The sequence below is a fragment of the Nocardia thailandica NBRC 100428 genome, from assembly GCF_000308795.1.
GTDB classification, from domain to species: domain Bacteria; phylum Actinomycetota; class Actinomycetes; order Mycobacteriales; family Mycobacteriaceae; genus Nocardia; species Nocardia thailandica.
On record NZ_BAGK01000193.1, the window covers coordinates 1 to 14,844 of the forward strand.

Annotated in this window: 11 protein-coding genes; 7 read left to right on the plus strand and 4 right to left on the minus strand. The window is 74.0% G+C overall.

Annotation, left to right across the window (positions count from 1 at the left end):
* From ON36_RS36680 to ON36_RS21465, 6 genes are all read left to right on the plus strand, one after another.
* On the plus strand, positions 1 to 2,589 hold a 2,589-nt coding region (locus tag ON36_RS36680; RefSeq protein WP_043656579.1), incomplete at its 5' end, for a KR domain-containing protein.
* A 754-nt stretch (positions 2,590 to 3,343) separates the two neighbouring features.
* Positions 3,344 to 4,696: a hotdog family protein gene (locus ON36_RS36350; protein WP_052314221.1), complete on the plus strand. Its 1,353-nt coding sequence runs from the start codon at positions 3,344 to 3,346 to the stop codon at positions 4,694 to 4,696.
* Complete coding sequence (locus tag ON36_RS21450) at positions 4,693 to 6,258, plus strand: PfaD family polyunsaturated fatty acid/polyketide biosynthesis protein (protein ID WP_043656582.1); 1,566 nt, start codon at positions 4,693 to 4,695, stop codon at positions 6,256 to 6,258. Before ON36_RS36350 ends, ON36_RS21450 begins: the two co-directional genes overlap by 4 nt.
* Positions 6,255 to 7,961, plus strand: a complete 1,707-nt coding sequence (locus ON36_RS21455; RefSeq protein WP_052314222.1) for an acetyl-CoA carboxylase carboxyl transferase subunit — start codon at positions 6,255 to 6,257, stop codon at positions 7,959 to 7,961. Before ON36_RS21450 ends, ON36_RS21455 begins: the two co-directional genes overlap by 4 nt.
* Positions 7,958 to 8,623, plus strand: a complete 666-nt coding sequence (locus tag ON36_RS32915) for an acetyl-CoA carboxylase biotin carboxyl carrier protein (RefSeq protein ID WP_052314223.1) — start codon at positions 7,958 to 7,960, stop codon at positions 8,621 to 8,623. Before ON36_RS21455 ends, ON36_RS32915 begins: the two co-directional genes overlap by 4 nt.
* Positions 8,620 to 10,005 carry an acetyl-CoA carboxylase biotin carboxylase subunit gene (locus ON36_RS21465; protein WP_218001224.1) on the plus strand — a complete coding sequence of 462 codons (1,386 nt, stop codon included), beginning with the start codon at positions 8,620 to 8,622 and terminating at the stop codon, positions 10,003 to 10,005. Before ON36_RS32915 ends, ON36_RS21465 begins: the two co-directional genes overlap by 4 nt.
* Positions 10,006 to 10,101: 96 nt before the next feature.
* Here ON36_RS21465 and ON36_RS21470 read toward each other — a convergent pair whose 3' ends face one another.
* Together ON36_RS21470 and ON36_RS21475 are read right to left on the minus strand one after the other, a co-directional pair.
* Positions 10,102 to 10,929, minus strand: coding sequence for an alpha/beta fold hydrolase (locus ON36_RS21470; protein WP_043656585.1), 828 nt, complete (start codon positions 10,927 to 10,929; stop codon positions 10,102 to 10,104).
* A gap of 191 nt (positions 10,930 to 11,120) precedes the next feature.
* The gene (locus ON36_RS21475; protein WP_052314224.1) at positions 11,121 to 11,729 is read right to left on the minus strand and encodes a winged helix-turn-helix transcriptional regulator; all 609 of its coding nucleotides are present in this window, start codon (positions 11,727 to 11,729) and stop codon (positions 11,121 to 11,123) included.
* Between the two features lie 94 nt (positions 11,730 to 11,823).
* On the opposite strand from ON36_RS21475, the gene ON36_RS21480 reads away from it, so the two are divergent.
* The gene (locus tag ON36_RS21480; RefSeq protein WP_043656687.1) at positions 11,824 to 13,035 is read left to right on the plus strand and encodes a pyridoxal phosphate-dependent aminotransferase; all 1,212 of its coding nucleotides are present in this window, start codon (positions 11,824 to 11,826) and stop codon (positions 13,033 to 13,035) included.
* Positions 13,036 to 13,086: 51 nt separating this feature from the next.
* Here the strand turns inward: ON36_RS21480 and ON36_RS21485 are convergent, their stop codons facing one another.
* Positions 13,087 to 13,899: a carbohydrate ABC transporter permease gene (locus ON36_RS21485; protein ID WP_043656587.1), complete on the minus strand. Its 813-nt coding sequence runs from the start codon at positions 13,897 to 13,899 to the stop codon at positions 13,087 to 13,089.
* Positions 13,889 to 14,842 (minus strand): carbohydrate ABC transporter permease, encoded by a 954-nt coding sequence (locus ON36_RS21490; protein WP_043656590.1) that lies wholly within the window; start codon positions 14,840 to 14,842, stop codon positions 13,889 to 13,891. The genes ON36_RS21485 and ON36_RS21490 overlap by 11 nt, the downstream gene beginning before the upstream one ends.
* Positions 14,843 to 14,844 lie beyond the last annotated feature (2 nt).

A 14,844-nucleotide genomic window follows, 5' to 3' on the forward strand; every position in this document is an offset into this window, starting at 1 on the left:
ACCTCCGCGGACGCCCTGCGCCAGGCCCTGCGCGAGGTGGTCGCCGACAAAACCGGCTACCCGGTGGAGATGGTCGACCCGTCGATGGACCTGGAGGCGGATCTGGGCGTGGATTCGATCAAGCGGGTGCAGGTGATCGGTGCCCTGCAGGAACGCTTCCCCGGCCTACCGAACCTCGGTCCCGAGCAGCTGGGGACATTGCGCACACTCGACCAGATCGTGGGCGAGCTGGCCGGGGGTGATGTCCACCCAAAAGCTGAGGCCGCGGCCGAGACGCCGCGGCATGTCGTCGGACTCGTCGAACTCGGACCGATCGACCCGGCGGCGCAGCCGTATCCGCCCGCCGGGCGCGCCACGGTGATCTGCCTGGATCCCTCCGGCGCCACCGACTGCGAGGCGATCGACGAGCTGCTCACCGCGCGCAGCTGGACGGTGCGCCGCGCCACCGGCGCGGACGACCTGCCCGCGGGCCCGGTCGACGTGGTCGTCCTCGTCGCCGGCGTGGGCGTCGACTGGGACCAGGCCCAGCGCATCCTGCGCGAGGCCATCCTGGCCGCGGGCCGGGCGCTGCCCGGCCTGCGGGAGGCCCGCGACCGCGCCGCCTTCGTCACCGTCACCCGGCTCGACGGGCACCTCGGCCTGCGGGGCGACGCCGACCCGGTGGCGGCCCTGCTCGGCGGGCTCGGTGGCCTGGTCAAGACGCTGGCCGCCGAGTTGCCCGAGGTGTTCTGCCGCGCGGTCGACATCGCGCCGACGGCACTGCCGGGCGCGGTGGCCGAGCTGCTGGTCGAGGAACTCTGCGACGTCGCCGTGGACACCCTCGAGGTCGGCATCGACGACGCCGGCGTGCGCCGCACCCCGGTCCCGAGCCGGTACGCGCCCGCGACGGACAGCGACGTCGTCCGGGCGGGCACCGACGCGGGCCCCTCGGTGCTCACCGCCGACGACCTGCTCGTCGTCACCGGCGGCGCGCGCGGCGTGACCGCGACCTGCGTGCTCGACCTGGCCCGCTCCTGCGCGGCCCGGTTCCTGCTGCTCGGCCGCACCGCCCGGGCGACGGACCCGGACTGGGCGGCCGGAATCGCCGACGAGGCACTCAAGCCCGCCGCCGTACGGGCACTGGCCGGACAAGGCGTCACGCCCCGCGAGATCGACCGGGCCTGCGCCGCGGTCCTGGCCAACCGCGAGATCGCGGCCACCCTGGCCGCGCTCGGCGACCGGGCCGAATACCTGGCCGTCGACGCCACCGACGGCGCGGCGCTCACCGCGGCCCTCGCGCCGTGGCGGGACCGCATCACCGGCGTGGTCCACGGCGCGGGCGTACTGTCCGACTCGCTCATCCCGGCCAAGACCGCCGAGTCCATCGACCGGGTGCTCGCGCCCAAGATCGCCGGCCTGGCCGCGGTGCTCGCCGCCGCGGGCGAACCGCGCCACCTGGTGCTGTTCACCTCCGTCGCCGGACTGTTCGGCAACACCGGGCAGGCCGACTACGCCGCCGCCAACGAGGCGCTGACCCGCTACGCGGCGAGCGTGCACCACCGGCATCCGGACCGGGTCGTCACCGCGATCGACTGGGGCGCCTGGGACGGGGGCATGGTGACCCCCGCGCTGCGGGAGCACTTCGCGGCCCGCGGCATCCCGCTGCTGGCCCCGGCCGCGGGCGCGGCCGCGTTCACCGCGCAGTTCGCCGTGGCGCGCCGGACCGAACCGGTGCTGCTGGTCGGGGCGGCCACCGCGCTGTCCACCGGCGAGCGGGCTCCCGCCACGGTGCGGGCCCGGCGCGGGCTGACCGGCCTCACCGAGGACCGGCACGTCGCCGCCCACCGGGTGGGGGAGCACCTCGTGCTGCCCGCCACCTACGGGCTCGGCGCCATGGTCGCCCTGGCCGAGCGCACCGCGCCCGGGCAGACCGTGACCGGCGTGCGCGACTTCCAGGTGCTCAAGGGCCTGGTCTTCGACCATCCGGTCACCGGGCTCGACCTGGAACTCGAACCCGCGGGCACCGTGGACGGGCGGCGCGCGGTCCGGGTGACGGTGCGCGACGGCCGTGTCGCCCACTTCCGGGCGACCCTGCTGCTGGCCACCGCCGCCACCGACGGCGGGAGCCGGGCGTTGCCCGCCGGGCCCGGCGAGGACGCGGCCTGGATCTACCGCGACGGCGTGCAGTTCCACGCGCCCGCCCTCCAGGGCCTGGTCGGGGTGCGGTCGCGCAGTGACGCGGAAATCGTCTTCGACTGCCTGCTGCCCGAGAACCCGGGCCCCCACCGGGGTTTCGGCGGGCACCTGCACCACCCCGCCACCGCGGACCTGATCCTGCAGGGTCCGCCGGTCCTCGGGCACCGGTTGCTCGGCACGGCCTGCCTGCCCCTCGGCGTCGGCCGCGTCGACTACCACCGGCCGCTGCCCACCGCGCGCCCGTTCGCCCTCGTGGTGGACAACCCCCGCGCCGGCCGCATGGAGGTGCGCGTCGATGCCACCGCCGTGGCCACGGACGGCACGGTACTGCAACGGTTCTCGGACGTCACCGTGGTGACGACCCCGGACCTGACGGACAAATTCCAGACCTCGGTGAGGAAGTGGACGGCATGACGGTCCTCGAATTCGACGGGATCGCCTTCGATCCCGTCGGCGCCCGGGCCACCACGCCCGGCGACCCCGGAACCCCGACAGAGCCCGCCGCCCCGGCGGCGGCCACCCGGACGGAGCTCGGCGCCCCGACGGCGCCCGGCGAGGCCGGACCGGCCGGACCGGGGCCGGACGGCGGGGAGGCCCACCGGCCGCACCCCGACACCGCGTCGGCCGGCGCGGACCCGCACGCCGACCCGGCCGCCACCGCGGCCGCAGTCCTCGCCCAGGTGCGCGCCGGCCTCGTGACCGCGCACGAGACCGCGCTCGCCGCGCAGAGCGCCCTGCAGCGGGCGCTGTGGCAGCAGGCGCTCGCCGCGATCCCGGCGACCGGGTCCCCGTCGGCGCCGGACGCCACGGCCGCACGGATCGCGGTGGGCGATCACGACGGCGCGCTGGTCGCCCCGGTCTCCGGCGGCGCGAGCGACCCCGCGCACACCGGCGGCGGCGTCCTCCCCGCGCCCGAGGGATCCTTCAAGCCCCTGGCGCGCACCCCCCGACGAACCCTCGACGCGGCCGCCCTCGCCCTGCTCACCCAGGGCGCGGTCGCCGAGGTGTTCGGCCCGGCCCATCGGCGGTCCTCACCGAGGTCCTCGCGATCAGCCCGGCCGCGGGGGAGTCCCAGGGCCGGGTCGTCGCCCGGTTCCGCGGTGACGCGGCCGCCGCGGCGCGGGAAGCGGCCGAGCTCTTCGCCCTGTTCACCGGCCAGCACCTGGCCGTGGCGGGCAGCCGTTTCGACGGCACCGTGCGCGGCACCGCCGCCGACGGCACCGTGCGCGGCACCGCCGCGGCGGGGGAGGGGATCGTCGAATTCGAGGTCGGCGCGGCCGATCTGGTGCCCCGGCCGTTCGTGCGCGGCACCGCCCGCGCCGCGGGTTCCGAATTCGCGGTCGAGGTCGTGCTGCGCGAACCGGCCGGGCAACCGCTCGGACCCGGCCTCGCCACCGGCGACCTGCTGCTGAGCGAATTCCACATGACCCACCTCGCCCGCGGCGACCAGGCCATCGCCCTCGGCCCGGAGTTCGCGCCCTACACCGGCGTGCGCGCCACCCGCCTGCCCACCGGCGGCCTGCTGCTGGTCGACCGGGTGCTGGACTTCGACGGCGAGCGCGGCAGGCTCGACACCGCCGCCTACACCAGCGAATACGACTCCCCGGCCGATTCCTGGTACTACGCCGACACCGCCAACGAGTCCCTGCCGCACTTCGTCTACATGGAGACCTCCCTGCAGGCGGCGCTGCTCATGGGCTACTACGCCGGCCCGACCCTCACCCAGCCCGGCACCACGCTGAGCCTGCGCAACCTCGGCGGCACCGCCACGGTCCTGCGCCGGGTCGACCTGCGCGACAAGACGATCCACCAGCGTTCGCGGATGCTCTCCACCACCATCCTGCCCGGCTCGTCCCTGCAGACCTTCGACTACACCCTCAGCGCCGACGGCGAACCGTTCTACCGCGGCGAGACCATGTTCGGCTACTTCAGCGACGAGGCCCTGGCCAATCAGACCGGCCTGGACGCGGGCCGCCCCGCCCCGGGCTGGCTGTCCGCCAACCCCGGCGGGCCGGTGCGGGTGATCGACGTGGCCGCGCGCCGCGCCGATCCGGCCGCGCCGCTGTGCGCCCGGCGCGCCCTGGCGCTCATCGACACCGTGGAGGTCGTCGACGGCGGCGGCCGGTACGGCGAGGGTTACCTGCACTCGCTGCGCGAGATCGACCCGTCGGACTGGTACTTCGAGCGCCACTTCCACCTCGACCCGGTGATCCCCGGCTCGCTCGGGGTGGAGTCGGTGATCCACGCCGTCCAGGAATGGATCCTCGACGCCGGGTTCGCCGAGGACCTGACCGACCCGGTGTTCAGCATCCCGGCCGGGATCGAGTTCACCTGGCGCTACCGCGGCCAGTTCCTGCCGACCGACGGCACCGTCGAGCTCGAGGCCCACATCAAGGAGGTGCGCCGCGGCCCGCGCGGGGTGACCGTGCTGGTGGACGCCTCGCTGTGGAAGCCGGGCCTGCGCATCTACGAACTCCTCGACCTGGGCGTGGAACTCACCGAACGGGAGCACACCCGATGACCACCGTGACCCCCGCGCTCGCCACCACCGCCGAGGGCATCGCCGCCCTGCTGCTCGATCTGCACCGACCGCTCTGGATCGTGCGCACGGGCGACGGCGTGGCCGCCACCGCCGACGAGGCCGCCGCCGCGCGCGCCACGGTCCTGGCCGCGGTGGCGCCGCTGCCGCCGGAACACCTGGGCGACAGCGGTTTCCGCGCCGCCCACGGCGTGCGCGCGGCCTACGCCGCTGGCGCGATGGCCAACGGGATCGCCTCACCGGCCCTGGTCGGCGCCCTGGCCGAGGCCGGCTACCTCGGTTCCTACGGCGCCGCCGGGGTGACACCCCGCGCGGTCGACGCCGCCCTGGCCGAGCTGTCGGGCAGGCTGCGCGGGAAACCGTTCGCCTGCAACCTCATCCACAGCCCGTCCGAACCCGCGCTGGAGACCGCCATCGTCGAGGCGTGCCTGCGCCACGACGTGCGGTGCGTGGAGGCCTCGGCCTTCATGGACCTCACCCCGCAGGTGGTGCGCTACCGCGCCGCCGGGCTGGTGGCCGACCCCCGAGGCCGCATCGAGCGGCGGCACCGGCTCATCGCCAAGGTCTCCCGCGTCGAGGTCGCCGAGCTGTTCCTGCGGCCCGCGCCCACCCGGCTGCTCACCGCGCTCGTCGATCGCGGCGAACTCACCGCCGAGCAGGCCCGGCTGGCCGCGCACGTGCCGATGGCCGACGACATCACCGCCGAGGCGGACTCCGGCGGCCACACCGACCGCAGGCCGCTGACCGTCCTGCTGCCCGAACTGCTCGCCGCCCGCGACCGGGTGGCCCGCGCCGAGCCCGCCGCGGCCGCCGTCCGCGTCGGCGCGGCGGGTGGCATCGGCACCCCCGACGCCGCGGCGGCGGCCTTCGCGCTCGGCGCCGCCTACGTGGTCACCGGTTCGATCAACCAGGCCACCCGCGAGGCCGCGCAGTGCCCGGCCACCAAGGAACTGCTGGCCACCGCCGAGTTCGCCGACACGACCATGTCGCCGTCCTCGGACATGTTCGAGCTCGGGGTCCAGGTGCAGGTCCTGCGCCGGGGCACCCTGTTCGCCGCGCGCGCCCAGCGGCTCTACGACCTCTACCGCGGCTACGACGGTCTCGACGCCCTGCCCACGGCCGTGCGCGCCGAGCTGGAGCGGACCCTGTTCCGCAGGCCGCTCGACGAGATCTGGGACGAGTGCGTCCGGTACTTCACCGAGCGCGACCCCGCCCAGCTCGCCGGCGCCGAACGCGACCCCAAACAGCGCATGGCGCTGGTCTTCCGCTGGTACCTCGGCCTGTCCTCGGGCTGGAGCATCCGCGGTCAGGCCGACCGGCTCGCCGACTACCAGATCTGGTGCGGGCCGGCCATGGGCGCCTTCAACACCTGGGCCGCCGGCACCTACCTGGCCGCCCCCGCCCATCGCGGCGTGGCCGACCTGGCCGCGCAGATCATGTTCGGCGCGGCCTATCAGACCCGCGTCGCCCAGTTGCGCACGGCGGGCGTCCGCCTGCCCGCGGCGTGCGCGCGCTATGTGCCCCGGCCCCTGGAGGAGCGATGACCGTACTCGACACCGCCGCAGCCACCACCGGCGCCGCCTGGGAGCTGTGCCCCAGCTGCGCGGCGATGATCTACCGCAAACGCTACGACCGCGCGGGCCGGGTCTGCCCGGAGTGCGACGCCCACGGCACCCTCACCGCCGACGAGCGCATCGACCAGCTCCTCGACCCGGGGACGGCGAGCCCGATCGGCGCCGCCGCCACCGTCGCCGACCCCCTGGCCTTCGCCGACACCAAGCCCTACCCGCGGCGCCTGCGGGAAGCGGCCGCGCGCACCGGCCTCGACGAGGCGGTGCGGTGCGTGCGCGGCGCCCTCGACGGCACCCCGGTCGTGCTGGCCGTGATGGACTTCCGCTTCCTCGGCGGCAGCCTGGGCAGCGCGGTCGGCGAGGCGATCACCGCCGCCGCCGAGACCGCCCTCGCCGAACGGGCGCCACTGATCATCGTCACCGCCTCCGGCGGGGCACGCATGCAGGAGGGCATCCTCGCCCTCATGCAGATGGCCAAGACCAGTCGCGCCCTGCGCCGCCTCGACGACGCGGGCGTGCTGACGATCTCGGTCGTCACCGATCCCACCTACGGCGGCGTCGCGGCCTCCTTCGCCACCTCCACCGACATCATCGTCGCCGAACCCGGCGCCCGGCTCGGCTTCGCCGGGCCCCGGGTCATCGCCCAGACCATCGGCCAGACGCTGCCCCCGGGCTTCCAGACCGCCGAGTTCCTCCTCGAGCACGGCATCGTCGACATGATCTGCCACCGGAACAGCCTGCGCGCCAGGCTGTCCCGCCTGGTCGGGTTCACCGTTCGCGGTGCCCGGCGGCCCGGGCCCGGCGATCCCGGCGCCGTGCGCACCGACCCCGCCGCCCTGCCCGAACGCGCCCCCTGGGACTCGGTCCGCGCCGCGCGCCGCCTCGGCAGGCCGACCACCCTGGACCACCTCGCCGCCGCCTTCGACGACTTCACCGAACTGCACGGCGACCGGATGTCCGCCGACTGCCCCGCCATGATCACCGGTCTTGCCCGCCTCGACGGCATGCCCGTCGCCGTGGCGGGCACCCAGAAGGGCCACACCGCGGGCGAACTCACCGCCCGCAACTACGGCATGCCCACCCCCGCCGGCTACCGCAAGGCCGCCCGGCTGTTCCGGCTCGCCGCCAAACTCGGCCTGCCGGTGGTCACCCTCGTCGACACCGCGGGCGCCTACCCGGGCATCGAGGCCGAGGAGCGGGGTCAGGCCGTCGCCATCGCCGAATCGCTGAAACTGCTGGCCGGGCTGCCGGTTCCGGTCGTGTGCGTCATCACCGGCGAGGGCGGGTCCGGTGGCGCCCTCGCGCTCGCCGTCGCCGACCGGGTACTGATGTGCGAGAACGCCGTCTACTCGGTCATCAGCCCCGAAGGGTGCGCGTCCATCCTGTGGAAGGACGCCGCCGCCGCGCCCCGCGCCGCGGCCGCGCTGCGGGTCGACGCCCGCTCCCTGCTCGAACTCGGCGTCGCCGACGCCGTCGTCCCCGAACCCGAGGGCGGCGCCGACCGGGACCCGCTGGCCGCCTCGGCGCTGCTGCGGCGCGCGCTCACCCAGGCCGTGGCCGAACTGCGCGCCTGGCCCTCCGCCGAGCTGATCGCCCAGCGTCACCACCGCTTCCGCGCCTTCGGCCAGGCCCACACCCCCGACCGCACCACCGCACGCCAGGGAGACCCCCGATGACCGCGACCCCCGACACCGCCGCCCACGCGCGCGACACCGAGCTCACGACCGCCGCCGGGCTCCCGGCCGAGGCGCCCCTGGACGCAGGCGCCGCCGAGGAGGGCCTGGCCCTGCTCACCCGGCACGCGCTGCACCTGCGCGCCGCCACCGAGCCCGCGCCCACCGTGGTCTCGGTCGGCAACGGCCCCTTGCGGATCCGGCTCGAATGGCCCGATCCCGGCGCGGCCGCGAACCCGGCGGCGGGTGCGGTGGCCGCCGGCGTGGCGGGCTACCTCCCCTACGCGCCGGGCTTCGGCGCGGTGCCGGGCCACCCGGCCGGCCCCGCCTCCGCTCCGGCGCCCGCGACCGGCGCGGACCCCGCGGGTGCGGGCGGCGACGGTCACCCGCAGGCCGCGCGGAACGGATCCGCCGCGGCCCCGACCTTCACCCTCACCGCCGAGACCGTCGGCGTGTTCTACCGCGCCGCCGAACCGGGCGCGGCCCCCTTCGTCGCCGAGGGCGACCCGGTCCGGCCCGGTCAGCAGATCGGGATCATCGAGGCGATGAAGCTCATGATCCCGGTGACCGCGGCGCGCGAGGGTGTGGTCGTCGCGTTCCACGCCGGCAACGGCGACGCCGTCGAATACGGGCAGGCCCTCGCCGAATTCGAGGCGTTGCGGTGACCCGCGTGATCCGCAAGGTCCTCGTCGCCAACCGCGGTGAGATCGCGGTCCGGGTCATCCGGACCTGCGCCGAACTCGGCATCGCCACCGTGGCGGTGTACTCGGCCGCGGACCGGGACTCGGCGGCGGTGCGGCTGGCCGACGAGGCGGTGCAGATCGGCCCGGCCGCCGCCAAGCGCTCCTACCTCTACATCCCGGCCGTCATCGAGGCCGCGCGGGCGACCGGCGCCGACGCCATCCATCCCGGCTACGGATTCCTCTCGGAGAACCCGGATTTCGCGGAGGTGTGCGAGGCCGAAGGGCTGATCTTCATCGGTGCGCCCGCCGATGTCATGACCCGGCTCGGGGACAAGTCCACCGCCCGCGCGCTCATGGCCGACGCCGGGCTGCCGCTGCTGCCCGGCAGCCGCGACCCGATCGCGAACGTCGAGGCGGCCAGGGCCCTGGCCGACGAGATCGGCTATCCGGTGATCGTGAAGGCGGTCGCCGGGGGCGGCGGGCGCGGCATGCGGGTGGTGCGCGACGGCGCGGAGTTCGCCGCCGCCTGGCAGCAGACCAGGGCGACGGCCGCCGCGGTCTTCGGCGACGGCCGCCTCTACCTGGAGCGCTATCTGGAATCCGCGCGCCACGTCGAAGCGCAGATCCTGGCCGACACCCACGGCACCGTCGTGCACCTGGGGCTGCGCGACTGCTCGCTGCAACGCCGCCACCAGAAGCTCGTGGAGGAGTCCCCGGCGCCGGGCCTGTCCGCCGAACTGGCCGAGGACATCGGCGCCGCGGCCGTGCGCGGCTGCCGCGCGGCGGGTTACGTCGGCGCGGGCACGGTGGAGTTCCTGCTCGCCCCCGACGGCAGCTTCTACTTCATGGAGGTCAACTGCCGGCTCCAGGTCGAACACCCGGTCACCGAGATGGTCACCGGCATCGACCTGGTCGCCGAACAACTGCGCATCGCCGCCGGCGAGCCCCTGGCCCTCGGCGCGGGCGTCCGGCCCGCCGGGGTCGCCATCGAGTGCCGCGTGAACGCCGAGGACCCGCGGCGCGATTTCGCCCCCGCCCCGGGCACGCTGGGCGAATGCCTGCTGCCCGGCGGGCAGTTCGTGCGCGTCGACACCCACGTGCACACCGGCTACGCCGTTCCGCCGCACTACGATTCGCTGCTGGCCAAGGTGGTCGTCTGGGCGCCCGACCGCGCCACCGCCATCGCCCGCATGCGCCGGGCACTGGCCGAGACGCGCCTGCGCGGCGCCGGGGTCGCGACGACCACCGAGTTCCTCCACGACGTCCTCGACCACCCGCGCTTCCGTGACGCCACCCACGACACGGCCCTGATCGGCACCCTGTCCGGCACGGCGCCGACGCGGGAAGCCCTGCAGCCCAGCTGAATCCCGCTCGTGGTCGCGGCCGGGCGGGTGGCGCGGAGCGACGTCGCCCCGCGCACCCCGCTCGGCATCGTCGCCGCCGGCGGGAGTGACACCGCGTCAGCCCGGCGCACCGCACAGGGCGTCGCGGACCGCCTCGATGACGGTGTCGGGCGCCTCGGCCATCACGAGGTGCCCGGCGTCGGGGACCACGACCTCGCGCACCGGCCGCAACGTCCGGTTGAGGCCTGCACCCGCCTCGGCCGACAGCACCCGGTTGCGGGCGCCCCAGACGGTGGTGATCGGCGGGAAGTCCGCGCCCGGTACGAAGTCGTCCAGGGCGGCGAGGCGGGGGAGCTCCCGCGAGATCGCCGCGGTGACCATCAGTCGCCTGCGTTCGGTCCACCGGCGGGTCAGGTGTTCGGCGAGGCGTCCGGACTCCGGGGCCGACAGCGTGCCGAACTGCTCACCGACGATCCGGCGGGCCAGCGGCACGGGGACGGAGACCCGGGCGAGTACGCGATCGAGATTCACCAGTGGCCCGAGCAGGGCCAGCTTGCCGGTGCGGGTGGGGCGCAGGGTGGCCGCGGTGAGCGGGCTGCTCAGTACCAGCGCGCTGATCCGCTCGGGCCGCTCGCGGGTGTACAGCAGCGACACCGCGCTGCCGAAACAGTGCCCGACCAGGGTGACGTCGCGCAGCTCCAGCTCCTCGAGGAACGCGCCGAGAATGCTCACGTAGGTCTCGAGGGTGTAGCCCGACCGCGGCGCGTCGGAGTCGCCGTAGCCCAGCAGGTCGACCGCGAAGACCCGGTTCGTCGCCCGCAGCGCCTCGAACTGCGCCTGCCAGATCCGCCGGTCGCCCCCGAGGTTGTGCAGGAACACGATCGGCCTTCCGGCGCCCGCCTCGTCGAAGGCGATCACATTCCCCTGATGATGGAACACCTGCATCGCCGGACCGTCCTCTCCGCGCCACCACGCCGTGGCCCAGCGTCAGGCTAACCCACCGCGCCGCCCGCCGCCGCGTCGTCGCGCAGCACCGGAAATGCTGCGGTCGTCGCCGGGAAACCGGTGTCAGGAACGGTCCCCACGGCGTCGCGATCCGGACGGTCTCGTGCCGCGAACCGTGGGGCGGTGCCGCGCTACGGGGACGCCTGTTCGCGCTCGGAGGGCCGCCCGGCGGTGGACCGGTCGCCCGTCAGGGGGCGCAGGCCGGTGGCGACATCGACGGCCTCGGTGAGCTCGAGGCGGAATTCGTGGTCGGGGTGGGGCGCGGGGCCGTCGTGATGGGTGGTGCCGTCGGCGGTGATCACGTAGTGCAGGGTGGTGTCGCCGATGCCGACGGTGACCGTGCCCTCGCCGACCGACGCGGCCACCGCGCGGCCCAGCGGCAGGGCCAACCAGTGGGGGCGCACGGCATCGGTGGGCTTGCGTTCGCCGAGCAGGGGCGTGCCCCAGACCGCGAGGGCGTCGAGGACGGGGCGCAGGGCGTGGCCCGCGTCGGTGAGTTCGTAGACCGCCGTGGCCGAGCGGGGGCCGTTGCGTCGGTGGGTGAGGATGCCGTCGCGCTCGAGGTCCTTGAGCCGGGTCGCGAGCATGTCGGTGCTGATGCCGGGGAGGTCGGCGAACAGGTCGCTGTAGCGGCGCGGGCCTGCGGTGAGTTCCCGCACGACCAGCAGGTTCCAGCGGTCCCCGACCAGGTCGAGCGCGCGGCTGACGGCGCAGTAGTGGGCGTAGCTTCGGCGTGGCACGTGTACTACTCTAGCCCGGAGCTTGGAAAAACCAAGTGAAAACTTGGAAATACCAAGTAGAGTGTGCGGCAACCACACCTGGGAAGGGATGTCCATGCAGGTCAAGCAGTCCAGCAAGCTGGCGGGAGTGTCGTACGAGATCCGCGGTCCGGTGGCCGAGGAAGCCGCGCGGCTCGAGGCCGAGGGGCATCACGTGGTCAAGCTCAACACCGGCAACCCGCAGGTGTTCGGCTTCGAGGCGCCGCCGGATCTGTTGCAGGACATGGTCCGCACGCTGCCGGTCTCCACGGGCTACTCCTCGTCCAAGGGGCTGCTCTCGGCCCGGCGCGCGGTCGTGCAGTACTACCAGACCCTCGGCGTGGACGGCGTCGGCGTCGAGGAGGTGTTCCTGGGCAACGGCGTCTCCGAGCTGATCATGATGGCGATGACGGCGCTGCTCGAGAACGGCGACGAGGTCCTCGTCCCGGCCCCGGACTTCCCGCTGTGGACCGCGGCCACCGCGCTCAACGGCGGCAAGCCGGTGCACTACGTCTGCGACGAGGGCGCCGACTGGTATCCGGACCTGGCCGACATCACCGCCAAGATCACCGACCGCACCCGCGCGATCGTGCTGATCAACCCGAACAATCCGACCGGCGCGGTCTACCCGCCCGAGGTCGTGCGCGAGATCCTCGAGATCGCGCGCCGTCACAACCTGGTCGTCTTCGCCGACGAGATCTACGACAAGATCTACTTCGACGGCCTGACCCACACCGCGGTCGCCTCCCTGGCGCCGGACCTGCTGGTACTGACCTTCTCGGGCCTGTCCAAGAACTACCGCGGCGCCGGGCTGCGCTCGGGCTGGCTGGTGGTCTCCGGGCCCACCCAGCACGCCGCGAGCTACCTCGAGGGGCTCACCATGCTCGCCGGGCTCCGCCTGTGCTCGAATGTGCCCGGCCAGCAGGCGATCCAGGCCGCCCTCGGCGGCTACCAGAGCATCAACGACCTGGTGCTGCCCGGTGGCCGGCTGCGCGAACAGCGCGACCGCGCCTACGAGGCCCTCAACGCCATCCCCGGCATCTCCTGCGTCAAGCCCAAGGGCGCGCTGTACGTCTTCCCCCGCATCGACCTGGACGTCTATCCCATCCACGACGACGAGAAGTTCGTCCTCGACCTGCTGCTGCAGGAGAAGATCCACATCGTGCAGGGCACCGGCTTCAACTGGGCGCGGCCCGACCACTTCCGCATCGTGACCCTCCCGCACGCCGACGAGCTCGAAGCCATCATCGAGCGCATCGGCCGCTTCCTCGGCACCTACCGTCAGTGAGTCCGCCCGCGGCGGACGGGAACAGGTCGGGCGCCCCGCGGGGCGCCCGACCTACTTCAGTCCCGACCGCACGAAGGCGTTGACGATGTGGCGCTGCAGCACCAGGTACAGCAGCAGCACCGGCAGGCACGCCAGGCCGGCCAGGGCCATCATCGGCCCCCACTGGTCACCCTCGGTGCCCATGAACGAACGCAGCCCCAGCTGCAGGACGCTGTTGTCGCGGCGCAGGACGACGGCAGGCCAGAAGTACTCGTTCCACGCGTTGATGAACAGCAGGATGCCCAGCGCGGCGAGCGCGGGGCGCAGATTGGGCACCACCACGGTCCACAGGATCGACCAGGAGGTGCGCCCGTCGATGCGGGCGGCGGCGATCAGCTCCTTGGGGAACGAGGCCATGTGCTGGCGCAGCAGCAGCACCCCGAGCGCCGAGCACAGCGTCGGGACGACCACGCCGAGCAGGTTGTTGATGAGGCCGAGGTCGTTGAGCAGGATGTAGTTCGGCAGCATCGTCACCTGGAACGGCACCAGCCAGGTGCCGACGAACGCCAGGTACAGCAACCGCTGCAGCGGGAAGGTGTACATGGCGAAGGCGTAGGAGGCCAGCAGCGCCACCAGCAGCTGGCCCGCCGCGGAGAGCGCCGCCACGAAGAACGTGTTGGCGATCAGCCCGGTGACGTCGACCTTGTCCGCCGCGTCGGCGAAGTTCGCCGTCGACAACGGCCACGGGATCGGCGAGAGCGAGGTGACGTCCTGTGGCCTGCGCAGCGCGGTGGCGAACAGCCAGTAGATGGGGAACACGCACAGCAGCGCGGTGATCGCGAGCAGCAGGTGCGCCCCGAGGCCGCGCAGTCGGTCAATCGTCATGGATGGCCACCTTCTCCGAGATCCACACCAGCACCGAGGCGATCACGCCGAAGCCGAGGAACAACAGCACCCCCGCCGCCGCGCTGAGCCCGGCGTCGAAGCTGTGGAAGGCGTAGTCCCACAGCAGGTAGTAGATGTTGGTGGTGGCCTGTGCCGGACCGCCCTGGGTCATCGAGTCGATGATCGGGAAGCTCAGGGTCGGGCTGAGCAGGATCGTGGTCAGCACGAGGAACAGCAGCGTCGGCGAGAGCAGCGGCAGGGTGATCCAGCGCCGGATCTGCCCGGCCGAGGCGCCGTCGACGCGGGCCGCCTCGTCGTAGTCGCCGCTGATGCCCGCCAGCCCGGCCCACACCACCAGCACCGCGAAACCGATGAGCTGCCAGGCGGTGATCACCACGATCACCCCCTGGGCGGTGCCCTCCTCGTAGACCCAGTTGCGGTCGGAGCCGAGCACCTGGTCGACGAATCCGCTGCCGGGGTGCAGCAGCCAGCGCCAGACGGCGGCCGCGGCGACCGGCGCCACGAGGAACGGCGCGAACACCAGCGCCTGGTAGACGGTGCGCGCCCGCCCGTGCACGCGCCGGCCGGCCAGCGCGATGAGCACCGGCAGCACCACGGTGAACGGGAGCAGGCCCGCGATCAGGGTGAAGGTACGCCACAGCGAGCCGCGGAAGGCCGGGAGTTCCAGCAGCCGTTCGTAGTTGCCGGTGCCGACGGGCTTCATCGGCGCGGTCGGCAGCATGTTCCACGAGTAGGTGGACAGTTCCACCGCCTGGATCAGCGGCCGGTAGGTCCACACCACCAGCAGGATCAGCGCGGGCGCGAGATACAGGTAGGGGACCGCGGTGCGGGCCAGCCGGGGCAGGACGCGGCGCGGACCCGGCGCCGCGGCGGCGGTGACCGCCACCGGCGCCGGGTCCTGCCGTTCGTCGAGGACGAACATCC

Coding starts and splice junctions, on each gene's coding strand:
- ON36_RS21450 (WP_043656582.1), top strand. CDS start 4,693: ATGACCACCGTGACCCCCGCGCTCGCCACCACCGCCGAGGGCATCGCC.
- ON36_RS21455 (WP_052314222.1), top strand. CDS start 6,255: ATGACCGTACTCGACACCGCCGCAGCCACCACCGGCGCCGCCTGGGAG.
- ON36_RS32915 (WP_052314223.1), top strand. CDS start 7,958: ATGACCGCGACCCCCGACACCGCCGCCCACGCGCGCGACACCGAGCTC.
- ON36_RS21470 (WP_043656585.1), bottom strand. CDS start 10,929: ATGCAGGTGTTCCATCATCAGGGGAATGTGATCGCCTTCGACGAGGCG.
- ON36_RS21480 (WP_043656687.1), top strand. CDS start 11,824: ATGCAGGTCAAGCAGTCCAGCAAGCTGGCGGGAGTGTCGTACGAGATC.
- ON36_RS21485 (WP_043656587.1), bottom strand. CDS start 13,899: ATGACGATTGACCGACTGCGCGGCCTCGGGGCGCACCTGCTGCTCGCG.
- ON36_RS21490 (WP_043656590.1), bottom strand. CDS start 14,842: ATGTTCGTCCTCGACGAACGGCAGGACCCGGCGCCGGTGGCGGTCACC.